This window comes from Streptomyces zaehneri (assembly GCF_032248645.1).
Lineage (GTDB): Bacteria > Actinomycetota > Actinomycetes > Streptomycetales > Streptomycetaceae > Streptomyces > Streptomyces coriariae.
The window spans coordinates 343,683-359,223 of sequence record NZ_JASTTJ010000002.1 but is presented as its reverse complement, the minus strand read 5'-3'; the positions used below and the strand labels follow the sequence as shown (position 1 = coordinate 359,223).

The 15,541-nt window shown below is 73.2% G+C and carries 10 protein-coding genes and 1 pseudogene; 7 read left to right on the top strand and 4 right to left on the bottom strand.

Features of this window, described 5'->3' with window-relative positions; genetic code table 11:
- Nucleotides 1-4 precede the first annotated feature (4 nt).
- A complete protein-coding gene (locus QQM72_RS04385; RefSeq protein ID WP_314219434.1) occupies nucleotides 5-865 on the bottom strand; it encodes an alpha/beta fold hydrolase in 861 nt (286 codons plus the stop codon).
- 204 nt (nucleotides 866-1,069) lie between these two features.
- Here QQM72_RS04385 and QQM72_RS04380 point away from each other — a divergent pair, with 204 nt between their 5' ends.
- The 5 genes from QQM72_RS04380 to QQM72_RS04360 all read left to right on the top strand — a co-directional run bounded on the left by QQM72_RS04380 (nucleotide 1,070) and on the right by QQM72_RS04360 (nucleotide 9,133).
- Nucleotides 1,070-4,045 carry an AfsR/SARP family transcriptional regulator gene (locus QQM72_RS04380; protein WP_314219433.1) on the top strand — a complete coding sequence of 992 codons (2,976 nt, stop codon included), beginning with the start codon at nucleotides 1,070-1,072 and terminating at the stop codon, nucleotides 4,043-4,045.
- Nucleotides 4,035-6,095: an AfsR/SARP family transcriptional regulator gene (locus QQM72_RS04375; protein ID WP_314219432.1), complete on the top strand. Its 2,061-nt coding sequence runs from the start codon at nucleotides 4,035-4,037 to the stop codon at nucleotides 6,093-6,095. Before QQM72_RS04380 ends, QQM72_RS04375 begins: the two co-directional genes overlap by 11 nt.
- A gap of 93 nt (nucleotides 6,096-6,188) precedes the next feature.
- Nucleotides 6,189-7,220, top strand: coding sequence for a helix-turn-helix domain-containing protein (locus tag QQM72_RS04370; protein WP_314219431.1), 1,032 nt, complete (start codon nucleotides 6,189-6,191; stop codon nucleotides 7,218-7,220).
- A 210-nt stretch (nucleotides 7,221-7,430) separates the two neighbouring features.
- Nucleotides 7,431-8,399 carry an alpha/beta hydrolase gene (locus QQM72_RS04365; RefSeq protein ID WP_314219430.1) on the top strand — a complete coding sequence of 323 codons (969 nt, stop codon included), beginning with the start codon at nucleotides 7,431-7,433 and terminating at the stop codon, nucleotides 8,397-8,399.
- A 20-nt stretch (nucleotides 8,400-8,419) separates the two neighbouring features.
- The gene (locus QQM72_RS04360; RefSeq protein ID WP_314219429.1) at nucleotides 8,420-9,133 is read left to right on the top strand and encodes an alpha/beta fold hydrolase; all 714 of its coding nucleotides are present in this window, start codon (nucleotides 8,420-8,422) and stop codon (nucleotides 9,131-9,133) included.
- Nucleotides 9,134-9,188: 55 nt separating this feature from the next.
- On the opposite strand, the gene QQM72_RS04355 is transcribed toward QQM72_RS04360, so the two are convergent.
- Nucleotides 9,189-10,127: a DUF1731 domain-containing protein gene (locus tag QQM72_RS04355; protein WP_314219428.1), complete on the bottom strand. Its 939-nt coding sequence runs from the start codon at nucleotides 10,125-10,127 to the stop codon at nucleotides 9,189-9,191.
- Nucleotides 10,128-10,165: 38 nt separating this feature from the next.
- Nucleotides 10,166-10,384, bottom strand: a pseudogene (locus tag QQM72_RS04350) (FAD-dependent oxidoreductase); the annotation flags it as partial.
- 285 nt (nucleotides 10,385-10,669) lie between these two features.
- Here QQM72_RS04350 and QQM72_RS04345 point away from each other — a divergent pair.
- Together QQM72_RS04345 and QQM72_RS04340 are read left to right on the top strand one after the other, a co-directional pair.
- Nucleotides 10,670-12,724, top strand: a complete 2,055-nt coding sequence (locus tag QQM72_RS04345) for a galactose-binding domain-containing protein (protein ID WP_314219427.1) — start codon at nucleotides 10,670-10,672, stop codon at nucleotides 12,722-12,724.
- 23 nt (nucleotides 12,725-12,747) lie between these two features.
- On the top strand, nucleotides 12,748-13,368 hold the full coding sequence (locus QQM72_RS04340; protein WP_314219426.1) for a TetR/AcrR family transcriptional regulator: 621 nt from the start codon (nucleotides 12,748-12,750) through the stop codon (nucleotides 13,366-13,368).
- Here the strand turns inward: QQM72_RS04340 and QQM72_RS04335 are convergent.
- On the bottom strand, nucleotides 13,349-15,415 hold the full coding sequence (locus QQM72_RS04335; RefSeq protein WP_314219425.1) for a SpoIIE family protein phosphatase: 2,067 nt from the start codon (nucleotides 15,413-15,415) through the stop codon (nucleotides 13,349-13,351). The two genes, QQM72_RS04340 and QQM72_RS04335, sit on opposite strands and share 20 nt — an antisense overlap.
- Nucleotides 15,416-15,541: the final 126 nt, after the last annotated feature.

Below are 15,541 nucleotides of genomic sequence, written 5' to 3'. Positions count from 1 at the left end.
GCCGTCACCGCTCCGGTCGGTCCAGGACGGTCAGCAGACGGTCGGCGAACTCCTTCGGGGACTCGACGGCTCCGAGGTGGCCGCCCGGGAACTCGACCAGTCCGGATCCCAGCAGCTCCGCGAGGCGCGCGGCCGGTCCGTACAACGGGAGCAGGCGGCGGGAGTCGCGCCCGGCGGCCGGCACCAGCTTGTGCGCCACGGACCTGAGCGCGCCGAGGTCGGGTACGGCCGAGGAGAACGGGCGCAGGACGCGGCCCAGGAAGACCGGCAGATTGTTGTGCATCCGGACGGCCATCTCCCGGATCCCGGGCGGCAGTTCCGTGGGCTGCGCGGGCGCCCGCGGGCCCGGTCCGTCCGCCAGTCCCTCGCCGAGCCGGGCCATGGCGGCGTCGGCGCCCTCGGTGCGGAAGGTCTCGTGTACCTCGGCGAACAGGGCGCGATGCGGGGCCGGGTCCTCCAGCAGTTCCAGCAGGGGCGGTTCGTGCGCGACCACCCGGCGCAGCCGCTCGGGGTGCCGGGCGAGCAGGTCCACCGCGACGACGGCGCCGGAGCTGCAGCCGAGGACGACCGCCTCCTCGTCGGGGGAGAGCAGTTCGAGCAACCGGTGGGCGTCGTCGCTCCAGACCGCCACCTCTTCGTCGGCGCCTGGAGTGCCCGCCGGACCGTCGAGAGGGCTGCGGGACAGACCGCGCGGGTCGTACGAGACGACCGCGTAACGGGTGGCCAGCTCCGGAGCCATGCCCGCGTACAGTCCGGCGTCCCCGGCGCCGCCGGGGATGAGCAGCAGGACCGGTCCGCTGCCGAGGGTCTCGTAGTGGAGGGTGGCGCCGGGCACTGCCAGGGTGCCGGTCCGGGGCGGGGTCATGGCTTGCTCCAGTCGGTTGTCCGTGCGGGCGAGGGCCCTCGTGCCCTCGAGCTTTTCCTAGTATCCCTAGGTTCTTGCCTAGCTCAATCAGTTTTTCGCCGGGCCGTCGTCTCTGGACAGCCGGAACGCCTCATGTGTAACTCTGGGTAACATCTCTCCTGTCGTACAGTCGAAGCCGGGGAGGAAGACCGGAGGGGGGATGGCGTGCCGCTGGAGCCGCCGCGGTTCGCGGTCCTGGGAACCGTTCGGGTGTTCCGGGGGGACGCGGAACTGGAGCCGGGAGGACCGCAGGAACGTGCCTTCCTGGCCCTGCTGCTGGTCGGAGCGGGGCGGCCGGTCGCCGTGAGCGAGATCGTCGACGTCCTGTGGGGAGCGGTTCCACCGCGCAGCGCGGTCAATGTCGTCCGGCGCCATGTGGGTTCGCTGCGCCGGTTGCTGGAGCCCGGCCTCGCCGCCCGCGCGGAGGGGCGCTGGCTGGTACGGGACGCCGGTGGATACCGGCTGGTGACCGACGGTGACTCCTGCGACCTGCTGAGGTTTCGCGCGCTGCGCGAGGAGGGGCGCCGGATCGCGGACCGGTCACCCGCGCAGGCGCTCGAACTCCTCACCGAGGCGCTGTCGTTGTGGCGCGGGCCCCTCGCCGCCGGCATTCCCGCGCAGGCGCGGACGCACCCGGCGTTCGACGCGGTGGACCGTGAGCTGGCGGCCGCCGTGCGGCAGGCGGCGGACGTCGCGCTGCGCGCCGGAAGGCCGGACGCGGTCCTGGCCGAGCTGCGACAGGCCGCCGCGCGGCACCCGTTGGACGAACCTCTCCAGGCGGGACTGATCCTCGCGCTGGCGGCGGCCGGCCATCGCTCGGAGGCGCTGGCCGCCTACGAGGCCGTACGGGCGCGGCTGGCCGAGGAACTGGGGATCGACCCCGGAGCGGAACTGCGCGACGCGCGCGACACCGTGCTGCACGGGGTGCGGGAGACGACGGTCGGGTCGTCCGGTGAGCCGAGTGGCGAGGCGTCCGGTGGGGCGGGCGCGGACGGTTCCCTCGCGCATGCGTCGTCCGGTGGTGAGGTGCCCGATCGCGCGGGTGCGGACAGCTCGGCCGCGCCTGCGCCCGCGCCGGGTCCGCCGTCGCCGTCCGCTCTGCCAACGCCCGCCCAACTACCGCACGGCATAGAGACGTTCACCGGTCGGGACGTCGAGCTCGACGAGGTGTTCGCGCTGTCCGGTGCGGACGGGTCGGGGCCCGGGACCGTGGTGATCAGCGCCATCGGCGGTATGGCGGGCGTCGGCAAGACCACGCTCGCGGTGCACTGGGCCCACCGGGTCGCCGACCGGTTCCCCGACGGGCAGCTCTACGTCAACCTGCGCGGCTTCGACCCGTCCGGCGTCGTCCTGGACCCGGGGGAGGCGGTCCGGGGGTTCCTCGGCGCGCTCGGTGTGCCGCCGGAACGCGTCCCGCACGGGGTGGACGCGCAGGCGGCCCTCTACCGCAGCGTGCTCGCCGGCCGGCGGGTCCTCGTGGTGCTGGACAACGCGCGGGACACCGAGCAGGTGCGGCCGCTGCTGCCCGGCTCGCCCGGCTGCCTCACCATCGTCACCAGCCGCGACGAACTGCCCGGACTCGTCGCCGCCCACGGTGCCCACTCCCTGGTCCTGCGCCCCTTCGGCGCCGTCCAGGCGCGGGCCTTCCTGGTCCGCCGCCTGGGCGCGGAGCGGGTCGCGGCCGAGCCCCGGGCGGCCGACGAGATCAGCGAACTGTGCGCCGGACTGCCCCTGGCCCTCGCCTGCGTCGCCGCCCGCGCCGCCGGTCACCCCCACTTCCCGCTCGCCGCCGTCGCCGAAGAACTGCGCGACGCCCACGGCAGCCTCGACGCGTTCGTCCGCTCCGACGCCTCCGTCGACGTCGGCACGGTCTTCTCCTGGTCCTCGCGTGCGGTTTCGGTGGCGGCCGCCCGGCTGTTCCGGCTGCTCGCGCTGCACCCGGGCCCCGACCTCTCCCTGCCGGCCGCGGCCGCCCTGGCCGGCCTGCCCGTAGGCCGGGCCCGACCGCTGCTGGCCGAGCTGACCGGACTGCACCTCGTCACCGAACACAGTCCCGGCCGCTACGCCTTCCACGACCTGCTCCGCGCCCACGCCGGCGAACTCGTCCACGAGCGGCACACCGAGGCCGACCGTGCGGCGGCCCTGAACCGCCTGCACCACCACTACCTGCACACCGTCCACGCGGCGGACCGGCTGCTGGCCCCCAACGCCGACCCGCTGCCCCCGCCGCCCGCGCCCGAGGGCGTCCGTCCCGAACCCCTCGCCGACGACGACCGCGCCCTGGCCTGGCTCACCGCCGAACACGCGGTCCTGCTCGCCGTGGTCGAGACGGCCGCCGCGTCGGGACAGCCCGTGCGGGAACGTCTCGCCTGCCAACTGGCCTGGTCCCTGGAGCCGTTCTTCGACCGGCGCGGCCACTGGCACGACGGGCTCGCCGTGCAGCGCACCGCCCTCGACGCCGCCCGACGGCTCGCCGACCCCGCGCTGGAGGCCCGCGGCCTGCGTGGACTGGCCCGGGTGGAGGGCCGGCTCGGTCTGCACTCCCGTTCCGTTCCCCGACTGGAGCGGGCCCTGGAGCTCTTCACCGAGCTGGGCGACGACACGGGCCGCGCCCACACCCACCGCAGTCTCGGCTGGGAGTGCGACCAGCGGGGCGACCTGCCCGGCGCCCTGCGCCACAACCGGTTCGCCCTCGGCCTGTTCCGTACGCTCGGCGACCGCGCCGCGCAGGCCAGCGTGCTGAACTCGGTCGGCTGGTACCACGCTCAGCTCGGCGAGTACCGGCGTGCCCTGACGCACTGCTTCGAGGCCCTCACCATGCTCCAGGAACTCGGGGACCGCTACGGGCAGGCCGCCACCTGGGACAGCATCGCCTACGCCCACCACCACCTCGGCCGCCACCCGCACGCGCTCCTCGGATACCGCAACGCCCTCGCCCTGCTGCGCGACCTGGGCGTGCCCTACGTCGAGGCCGACATCCTCGTCCGGGTCGGCGACACCCACCTCGCCACCGGCGACCACGACGGCGCGCGCACCGCGTGGCGGCAGGCGCTGGTCCTCCTCAGGGGCCTGAACCATCCCGACGCCGAGCGGGTCGAGGCACTGCTGAACGCACGGGACGGTCACGCCGGTGCCGTCTGACACCGGCTCCGGCTCGATCACGCCGCCGGACGACGCCTTGGCTGAAGTGACGCGCTTCGAGGTGCTGGGGCCGGTACGGGTGTGGCGGGAGGAACGGGAGCTCGATCCCGGCTTCCCTCAGCAACGCGCCCTGCTCGCGCTCCTCCTCGCGCACGCCGGCCGGTCCGTGCCGACCAGCGAGATCCTCGACGTGCTGTGGGCCGAGCGGCCGCCCGCCAGCGCGCTGAACGTGGTGCGGCGCTACGTCGGCGCGGTGCGGCGGCTGCTCGAACCGGGGTTGCCGTCCCGCGCCCCGGGACGGCGTCTGCTGCGCCGCACCGGCGGCTACCTCCTGGAGGCGGCGACCGACGAGGTCGACCTGCTGCGCTTCCGTGAGCTGACCCGGCAGGGCAAGCGAGCGGCGGCCACCGGACGGGCCGAGACGGCGGCCCGGCAGTTCGCCCTGGCGCTGGGGGAGTGGCGTGGGCAGGTGGCGATGGGGATCCCGCCGTCCGCGCGCGAACACGTCCAGTTCACGGCCGTGCAGAAGGAGCTGCTCGAGACGGTCCGGCTGGCCGCCGACGCGGCGCTGCTGTGCGGCCACGCCGAGCAGGTGCTGCCCGCCCTGCGCCGGGCCACCGCGCACGACCCCCTCGACGAGTCGCTGCACGCGAGGCTGGTGCTGGTGCTGGCCGCCTGCGGACTCCAGGCCGAGGCGCTGGGGGCGTACGAGGACGTCCGTCGACGCCTCGCCCGCGACCTCGGCCTCATCCCGGGCACCGAACTGGCGGCGGCCCACACACGGGTACTGCGCCAGGACGTCGGACACCGGCTCAGGAGCGGGCCGGTCGTACACCTCGGCCGACCGGTCCGAACCACGAAGACCACCACGCCCCCGGCCCCTGCCGGCCCGGTTCCCCCCGGGCCCCCCACCCCGGGACCCGCCGCCCCTGCCGCCAACGCAGACCGCGCCCCCGGAGCAACTGGCAGCGGGCCGCCCGGGACGGGAGCGCCCGGTGCCGGGGTGCCTGGCAGCGGGGCTCCCGGTGCCGGGGTGCATGGCGTCGGGGAGTTCGTGCGGCCCGCCCGGTTGCCGGCGGCGCTCCCCTCCTTCGCGGGGCGGGTCGTCGAGTCGCAGTGGCTGGAGGGGGCGGCCGGCTCGGCGGCTGGGGTCGTGCTGGTCGGTGGGACGGCCGGGATCGGCAAGAGCACCCTCGCGCTGCACTGGGCGCACCGGGCCACCGACCGTTTCCCCGACGGGCAGTTGTACGTGGCGCTGCGTGGCTCCGATCCGGCCCGGCCCGCCGTGGAGCCGGCCGACGCGCTGCGCGCGATGCTCGCGGCGCTCGGCGTGCCCGAGCCCCGCATGCCGGACGGGCTGGACGCCCTGACCGGCATGTACCGCACCCTCCTCGCGCGTCGGCGCGTCCTCGTGGTCCTCGACGACGCCGCCGGCACCGGACAACTGAGCCCGCTGCTGCCCACCGGGCCGGGCTGTCTGGCGCTGGTCACCAGCCGCCACGCCCTGCCCGGACTGGTCGCCTCGGGAGCACGGCCGCTCCGCCTCGCGACCCCGCCCGCCGAGGAGGCGTACGCGATGCTGGCCGGGCGGATCGGTGCCGAGCGGGTGGCGGCCGAACCACGGGCCGCCGACGAGATCGTCGCCCGCTGCGGCCGGTTGCCTCTCGCGCTGGCCACCGTCGCCGCGCGCGCTGCCGGCCGACCGGACCTCCCGCTCGCCGCGGTGGCCGCCGAACTGCGCGAGGCGCACGGCAGTCTCGACGCCCTCGCCGCCACCCGCGAGGCCTTCCTGGGTTCCTACCGGCTCCTGGCGCCGGACAGCGCCCGCCTCTTCCGCCTCCTGCCCCGGCACGAAGGACCCGACATCACCCCGGCCGGGGCCGCCGCGCTCGCCGGGCTGCCGGTCCGCCGGGCCAGGCTGCTGCTGGGCGTCCTCGCCGACGCCCATCTCCTCACCGAGCCCGCGCCGGGCCGCTACACCCTCCATGACCTGCTGCGGGTCTTCGCCACGGAACGCGCCGCCGCGGAAGGCCGGCCCCGCGGCTCGTGAAGGCGCTGTCACTTCGTTGTCACTCTTTTTGCACATCCGCCGAACTACCGTCCGAACGACGTGATGGACGGTCCCCGGAGGCTATGGCGGAAGATGCCCACTACCAGCACCATCAGTACCTGTGACAGCGCCCGCGCCCTCGCCCCGCCCGTGGTCCGGACACCCCTGGGTGTCGAGATCACGACCGGGCAGGACACGCCAGCCCGGCTGCCGGGCGAGGCGTCGCCGCACCCCGCGCACCGGCTGCTCGCCCGTGACGCGGGCGAGTACCTCTTCGTCGGCCTGCGCGGCGGCGCCCGGCCCGACACGGCTGCCCCGGACACCGCCGACCCCTGCACCGCCGCCCTCGCTCCCGCCCCCGCCCATGAGCCGCCCGATGCCCGCGGCCTGCGTCTGGCGCCCGGGGACGTCTGCTTCTACGACGTCCGGCGCGCGCCCGCGCTCGACTTCCGTGAGCCGTTCCGAGCGACGACGTTCCTCGTCCCGGCCGACCTGCTCGGGCTGGTGGACTCCGACGTGCGGCGGATCGCGCGGACACCGGTGGCCCGCGCCTCCCGGCTCGGCACCCTGCTGTCGCCGCTGCTGTCCGACCTGGCCCGCGCCACGGCCGAGGCCCGCCCTCAGGTCGGCGAGATGCTCGCCTGGAACGCGGTGAACCTGCTGGCCACCCTCGCCGCCGAGCAGTTGGGCACGGCAGTACCCGGAACACCCCGGGGAGCCGCAGGACCCGGAACACGCGGTACGCCCGGGGCCCCGGGCACGCCCGGCGCGCACTCCCCGGTGCTGGGGCGCGTCCTGGAGTACGTCGAACTGCACCTGACCGACCCGGACCTGTCCCCGGAGGTCATCGCGCGTGCCCACCACATCTCCGTGCGCTATCTGCACAAGCTGTTCAAGGACGAGGGCACCACCGTGGGCCGGTGGATTCTGCGCCGCCGTCTGGAGGAGTGCCGACGCGACCTGATGCGGTACGGCCGCGGCGGCCGGACCATCGCGGCGGTGGCAGCCCGGTGGGGTTTCCTGAGCGCCACGCACTTCAGCCGGGTCTTCCGGTCGGCCTACGGCATGTCCCCGCGCGAATGGCGGGACACCGCGGGGCGCGGCGCGCGGAGCGGTCACCGCTGAACGCGGCCGTGATCTCCGGCCGTTCACGCCGCGGAGCGCGACCGTATTCTCGAATTCCCTTTCGTGGTCAAGGGAATTCCGTGCCCACCACGGAAAGGCCTCTGTGCACTGTGAGCACAGCGTCGGTGCACGGGCGGACAATTTCCGCCCGCTCGGCGGATTTAGCGTGGCGGAGCAAGACAACGCACATCGAATACAGCAGGAGATGCCATGTCCGACGTCGTCGAGCCGGTCACGCCGGTGCTCGAACCCGAGGCCGCGGCGTTCGCCGAGGCGACCGCCAACCCGCCGTACCTCTTCGACCTGCCGCCGGCGGAGGGGCGCAAGGCCGTCGACGAGGTCCAGTCCGGTGAGATCCACAAGCCCGCGGTCGACGAGGAGTGGATCACCGTCTCCGGCGGTCCCACGGGCAGCGTCCGCGCCCGGATCGTCAAGCCGGCCGGTGCCGAGGGCACCCTGCCGGTGATCCTCTACATCCACGGCGCGGGCTGGGTGTTCGGCAACGCCCACACCCACGACCGGCTGGTGCGCGAACTCGCCGTCGGCGCCGAGGCCGCGGTCGTCTTCCCCGAGTACGACCTCTCTCCCGAGGCCCGCTACCCGGTCGCCATCGAGCAGAACTTCGCGGTCGCCCGGTGGATCGTCGAGGAGGGCGCGTCCAAGGGCCTCGACGCCACGCGCATCGCCGTCGCCGGTGACTCCGTCGGCGGCAACATGACCGCCGCGCTCACCCTGATGGCCAAGGAGCGCGGTGGCGTCCCGCTGGTCCAGCAGGTGCTCTTCTACCCGGTCACCGACGCGAGCTTCGACACCGGCTCCTACCACCAGTTCGCGGAGGGCTACTTCCTGCGCCGCGACGGCATGCAGTGGTTCTGGGACCAGTACACGAGCGACGAGGCCGAGCGCGCCCAGATCACCGCTTCCCCGCTGCGCGCCACCACCGAGCAGCTCGAGGACCTGCCCCCGGCCCTGGTCATCACCGGCGAGGCCGACGTGCTGCGCGACGAGGGCGAGGCGTACGCGAACAAGCTGCGCGCGGCCGGTGTCCCGGTCACCGCGGTGCGTTTCCAGGGCATCATCCACGACTTCGTGATGCTGAACGCCCTGCGCCCGACGCATGCCGCCGAAGCCGCCATCACGCTCGCCGTCGGCACCCTGCGCGACGCTCTGCACGTCTGACCTTCAGGAGAGACACCGCTATGACTACCCCCACCGTCGTCCTGGTCCACGGAGCGTTCGCGGACGCCGCCAGCTGGTCCGGCGTCGTCGCCGAACTCCAGGGCCACGGCGTCCCCGTGGTCGCCCCGCCGAACCCGCTGCGCGGCCTCGCCTCCGACGCCGCGTACGTCGCCTCCTTCGCCGCTCAGATCGACGGCCCGGTGATCCTCGTCGGTCACTCCTACGGCGGCGCCCTCATCACGGTGGCCGGCACCACGGAGAACGTCGTCGGCCTCGTCTACGTCGCCGCCTACGCGCTGGCGGAGGGCGAGAGCCTCGGCGAGCTCCAGGGCCGCTTCCCGCTCTCCACGCTGGTCAGCAACCTCAAGCAGTGGACGTACCCGGTGCCGGGCGGCGAGCCCGCCGTCGAGGTCACCATCGCCGAGGACGCCTTCCCGTCGGTGTTCGCCGCCGACCTGCCGGGGGGTGTCACCAAGATCCTGGCCGCGTCCCAGCGCCCGCTGGCCGCCGCCGCGTTCGAGGAGAGTGCCGCCGCGGCCGCCTGGCAGACCAAGCCGTCCTGGGCGCTGATCGCCGGTGCGGACGAGGCCATCAACCCCGAGGTCGAGCGCTTCGGCGCCCAGCGGGCCGGGGCGACGATCGTCGAGATCGACGGCGCCTCGCACGCCGTCGCGGTGTCGCAGCCGAAGGCGGTCGCGGAGCTGATCCTCGAAGCGGTCCGCGCGACGAGCTGACGCCCACCGGAAACAGCCGCGCGGACGTGACCCCTGTGCACGTCTGCGCGGCCCGTCAGCGGCCTCGCCTCCGTCGTACGAGGTCGGCGGCGGCCCCCGGCCACTCGGGCCGCTCGAAGGCGAAGCCCGCGTCGAGCAGCCGGCCGGGGACGACACGCCGGCTCTTGAGCAGCAGTTCGGTGTCCGAGCGCAGGGCGAAGGCGCCGAGTTCCGCCATCCACCTCGTCGCGGGCAGGCCCACCGGGACCCCCCACGCGCCGCGCAGCGCGCGCATGAACGCGCCGTGGGGGAGGGGGGCCGGGGCGGCCAGGTTCACCGCTCCGGCGAGGTCGTCGCGTCCGACGAGGAACTCGACCGCGCGGACGAAGTCGTGGTCGTGGATCCAGGACACGTACTGACGGCCGCCGGCGACCGGGCCGCCGAGGCCGAGCCGGGCGAGCCGCGACAGGACGTCGAACACCCCGCCCCGGTCCGGGCTCATCACCATCGCGGACCGCAGGGCGACCTTGCGGGTGTGCGGGGTGTGCGCCGTCTCCTGCTCCCGCTCCCAGGCGGTCGCGATGTCCACGCTGTAGCCCCAGTAGTGCGGGACGCCGGGTTCGGCTCCGCCGATCACGCCGGTGGCCTCGTCGTGGGGGGCGTCGAACCGGTGCGCGTAGACGGTGGCGGTGCTCATCTGGAGCCAGACCCGCGGGGGCCGCGCGGCGGCGGCGATGGCCCGGCCCACGACCCGGGCCGAGTCCACCCGGGAGTCCATCATCGCCCGCAGGTTGTCCGGCGTGTAGCGGCAGCTGACGCTGCGTCCTGCCAGGTTGACCACGACGTCACTGCCGTCGATCGCCTCGGCCCAGGGACCGAGGGTGCGGCCGTCCCACAGGATCTCGCCGTGACCGGGCCGTCTGCTCAGCACCGCGACCTCGTGTCCGGCCGCGCACAGCGCGCGGCGCAGCACGGTCCCCACCTGCCCGGTCCCGCCCGGCAGCACGATCTTCATGAGTAAGGCCCCCTCTTGTCGGAAGGGAACCCTACTCTTTATTTGAACGCGTTCAAAACCATTCCGGGGCGGCCCTGCGCTCCGTGCGCCTCCAGCGCGGCCCGGACCCCCGACTCCAGCGCGCCCTCGATCCACGACGGTTTGACCGAGGTGTGGTCGCCCGCGAAGAGCAGCGGGCCCTCGGCGGAGCGGATGGCGCTCGGCGGCTCCGTGTGCTGACCGGGGAGCAGGACGGAAGCCTCCCCGGGGCGGAGCGGAGGCGGTGAGGCGCGCTCCTGTGGATCAGCACCTGAACGTGCGAGCGCGCCGGTGAGGGAGTGCTCCCGCGGTGCTTCCGGCGCAACTGAAAGGCGGGCGTGGGAAGTTCGCGCCGCGCGCCGGGCCTTCGGCTATCAGGTCAAGCGTCCCGGACCCTTGACTCGGTAGGGATCTGTCGCGATCCTCGTCGCACTATCTTGCGTCGGTCATGACAATCTCATGGGCAGTCAGAAAGCCCTCGTCGACCGCGCCTTCCCGCCGACCGAGGGACGTGGGCTGTGACCATGACCGGACGCCCGTACCGCAGACGCCGAGATGCCACCGTCGTCTCGCTGCTCCTTCTCGTGCTCGCCACGGTCCTCGGCCCCACACCGAGCTCGGCGGCGGGCGCGGACTGGTGGACACCCACGGCCAGGCCGGCCCCCGACTCCCAGGTGGGTGTGACCGGCGAGCCGTTCACCGGCACCGACTCGGCGGGCGATGTGCGCGGGTTCGTCGACGCGCACAACCACCTCTTCTCCAACGAGGCCTTCGGCGGCCGGCTCATCTGCGGCAAGGTGTTCTCCGAAGCCGGGGTCGCCGACGCGCTCAAGGACTGTCCGGAGCACTACCCCGACGGCACGCTCGCGCTCTTCGACTACATCACCCACGGCGGCGACGGAAAGCACGACCCGGCCGGGTGGCCGACCTTCGAGGACTGGCCGGCCTACGACTCGATGACCCATCAGGCGAACTACTACGCCTGGGTCGAGCGGGCCTGGCGCGGCGGACAGCGGGTGCTGGTCAACGACCTGGTCACCAACGGCATGATCTGCTCCGTCTACCCGTTCAAGGACCGCAGTTGTGACGAGATGACGTCGATCCGCCTCCAGGCGAAGCTGACGTACGACCTCCAGGCCTACATCGACAAGATGTACGGCGGCACCGGCAAGGGCTGGTTCCGGATCGTCCTGGACAGCGCACAGGCGCGTGAGGTGATCAAGCAGGGCAAGCTGGCGGTCGTCCTGGGCGTCGAGACCTCCGAACCGTTCGGCTGCAAGCAGATCCTCGACATCGCGCAGTGCAGCCAGGCCGACGTCGACAAGGGGCTGGACGAGCTGTACGCGCTGGGCGTGCGCAGCATGTTCCTGTGCCACAAGTTCGACAACGCGCTGTGCGGCGTCCGCTTCGACGAGGGCGGCCTCGGCACGGCCATCAACGTCGGCCAGTTCCTGTCCACCGGCACCTTCTGGCAGACCGAGAAGTGCACGGGGCCGCAGCACGACAACCCGATCGGCACCGCCGCCTCCGCGGCGGAGGCGGACCTGCCGGCGGGCACGGAGGTCCCCACGTACGCCGCGGACGCCCAGTGCAACACCCGAGGGCTCACCGCTCTGGGCGAGTACGCCGTGCGCGGCATGATGAAGCGCAAGATGATGCTCGAGATCGACCACATGAGCGTCAAGGCCACCGGCCGGGCGCTCGACATCTTCGAGGCCGCGAACTACCCCGGCGTGCTGTCCTCGCACAGCTGGATGGACCTGAACTGGACCGAGCGGGTCTACTCCCTCGGCGGCTTCGTCGCCCAGTACATGCACGGCTCCGAGGCCTTCGGCGCGGAGGCCGAGCGCACCGACGCGCTGCGGGACAAGTACGGCGTCGGCTACGGCTACGGCACCGACTTCAACGGCATCGGCGACCACCCCGCCCCGCGCGGAGCCGACGCCGCGAACAAGGTCACGTACCCCTTCAGGAGCGTCGACGGCGGCTCCGTCATCGACCGGCAGACCGTCGGCACCCGCACCTTCGACTACAACACCGACGGCGGCGCCGACGTGGGCCTGATCCCCGACTGGATCGAGGACATCCGGCTCGTCGCGGGACAGGACGTGGTGGACGACCTCCTGCGGGGCGCCGAGTCCTACCTCGGCACCTGGGGCTCCACCGAGCAGCACCAGGCCTCGGTGAACCTCGCCAAGGGCCGTACCGCAACCGCGAGTTCGTCCGAGTCCAACCCGTTCACCAGCTACCAGCCCGGCCGTGCCGTGGACGGCGACGGCGCCAGCCGCTGGGCCGGTGACTGGAGTGACGACCAGTGGTGGCAGGTCGACCTGGGCTCCACCAACCTGGTCTCCCGCGTCACCCTCGACTGGGAGCGCGCGTACGGCAAGTCGTACCGCGTCGAACTCTCCACCGACGGCGCCACCTGGACGACCGCCTGGTCCACCACCTCCGGCGACGGCGGCCTGGACACGGCCAGGTTCACCGGCACCCCCGCCCGCTACGTCCGGGTGCACGGCCTGGACCGGGGCACGGATTGGGGATACTCGCTGTACGAGGTGGGCGTCCACAGCGCCTAGCAGGCAGCCACGGGGGGACACACATGGCACGGATGCCGTCGGCGCAACGGCGCCGGCAGCTGACGGAAGCGGCGATCAGAGCGATGGCCCGGGACGGCGTCCCCAGGACGACCACCCGGTCCATCGCCGCCGAGGCCGGGGTGTCCCTGAGCGTCTTCCACTACTGCTTCGACTCCAAGCAGGCCCTCGTCGAGTCCGTCATCACGACGCTCACCGACCACTCGGTGAGTGTCGTGAAGGACGCGCTACGGCCCAGGGCCACCCTCGAGGAGACCGTCCGGGCGGGCTTCCAGGCGTACTGGGACCATGTCCGCGCCCACCCCGACGAGCACATGCTGACCTACGAACTCACGCAGTACGCGCTGCGCGAGCCGGGATTCGGGCAACTGGCCCGGCGGCAGTACGAGATGTACGGCGACGCCTACACCGAACTCATCGAGCAGCTCCGCAGCGGCATGGACCTCCGGCTGCGCGTCCCCGTCCCCGTCCTGGCCCGCTACCTGGCCGCCATGACCGACGGTCTGACCCTCAACTACCTCGTGCTGGGCGACGCGACCGCCTGGACCGACATCCTCGACACGGTCACCGCCCACATCGCGGGTCTGGTCGTGGCCGACGTGCCCGCTACGGGGTCCGGGCGATGAGCAGGGCGACGTCGTCGTGGTCGTCGGGGTGGCGCAGGCCGTACAGCAGCAGGTCGCAGAGTTCCTCCAGGGGCCGGCCGGGCTCGTCCAGGAAGCTGAGCAGGACGTCCAGGCGGTCGTCGATGGGGTGCAGGCGGGTCTCCACGAGGCCGTCCGTGTACAGGACCAGCAGGTCGCCGGGGGCGAGTTCGACCGTGGTGGTCTCGAAGGGGACACCACCCACGCCGAGCGGGGCTCCCGGCGGCAGCTCCAGCAGCGTCGGATCACGGCCGGGACCGGCCAGCGCGGGCGGCATGTGGCCCGCGTTGGCGATGCGGCACTGCCGGGTCCTGGGGTCGTACACCGCGTACAGGCAGGTCACGATGTAGTGCTCCAGATCGCAGGTGATCTTGTCGAGGTGCCGCAGCACGTCGCCGGGCTCGAGGTCGAGGTCCGCGTAGGCACAGGTCGCGGTGCGCAGCCGGCCCATGGTGGCGGCGGCGTCTATGCCGTTGCCCATGACGTCCCCGACGACCAGCGCGGTCTTGTCGTCGGTCAGCGGGATGACGTCGTACCAGTCGCCGCCGACCTCGCTGGTCGCCTGGGCGGGCTGGTAGCGGGAGGCCAGTTCCAGGCCGGTGTGATGCGGCGCGTGGTCGGGCAGCAGACTGCGCTGGAGGGTGAGGGCGGTGTTGCGCACGCTCTGGAACCAGCGCGCGTTGTCGATGGCCACGGCGGCGCGGCCGGCCAGCTCACCGGCCAGGATGACGTCGTCCTCGTCGAACGGCAGCGGGTTGCGGGTGCGCTTGAGGTCGAGGGCGCCGAGCACCTCGCCGTGGGCGATCAACGGCACCGCGAGGTAGGAGTGGACGCCGGCCCGGGCCAGCAGCGCACCCGCCTCCGCGTCCCGCGCGATCCGGGGGATGTCCTGCTCGCCGACGTGCCGCACCAGGACCGGCCGGCCGGTGTGCACGCACAGGGTGACCAGGCGGTCCCCCTCGTAGGCCGCGACGTCGCCCGGCGGGTCGGCGGCGCGCAGCGCCACGGTGGGGTGGGCCGCCTTCAGCGCGAGGGCGCGGAACAGCTCCGGGCCGTTGTCCGGCCGGCGCGAGCGGCGGCAGGCCAGGGCGGAGTCCAGGATGTCCACGGCGACCACGTCGGCGAGCTGCGGGACGGCGATGTCGGCCAGTTCGAGGGCGGTCCGGTCCACCTCCAGTGAGGTGCCTACCCGGGTGGAGGCCTCGGCGATGAGGGCGAGGCGCCGCCGGGCCCGGTCGGCCTCCGCGGCGACGCGGTGCCGTTCGGTGACGTCGACGACCGAGGCGGCCGCGCCCAGCACCCGCCCGCCCGGGTCCTCCAGGCGGTAGAAGGAGAGGGACCAGGCGTGCTCGTGGTCGGGGTCGGTCGGCGGGCGGCCCACGTGGTACTGGTCGAGCAGCGGCGTGCCGGTGGTGAGCACCTGCCGCAGCGCGGACTCGATGGTCTCGATGTCGGGCAGGGGCATCGCCTCCCTGAGCCGACGGCCGACATGGTCCTCGGCGGGGATGCCGTCGATGCGTTCGAGCGCCGGGTTGACCAGGAGGTAGCACAGGTCCGGATCCAGCAGGGCCAGACCGATCGGCGACTGGTTGATCAGCCGTTCGCACAGCGCCAGATCGGTCTCGACGCGCTGGAGCAGATTGTGGTCGGCGGCGATGCCCAGGGCGTAGACGTCCCCGAGATCGTCCTGCAGCCGCATGTTGCGGAACTCCATCAGCCGGCTGGTGCCGTCCTTGTGCCGGATGGGGAAGGCGCCGGCCCAGCTCCGGCCGGTCTCCAGCACCTCCGCGAACAGCCTCACCACGGACTGGAGGTGCTCGGGGTGGATCAACAGCCGTGCCGCGTACTTGCCGAGGGCCTCCTGCGCGGTGTAGCCGAACAGATCCTCCGCCTGGGGGGTCCAGAACACGATGCGTCCGTCGATGTCGATGACCATCGCGGACACGCTCAGCACGTCCAGCAGACCGGTGCGCGCGGGCGTCTCGGCGTCGTACGCGTTCGCGCCCGGCCGGCTGGGTTCGGCTGTCATCGCGGAGCCTCCTCCTGTACCTCCATGCTGCCTCTGGTTCGGCGTGACCGAAAACCGGGAGCCCCGGAGGCTGAACCGACGGCGCCGTGCGCATCGGGCGGACAAGCAGGACCATGGTCGTGTAAA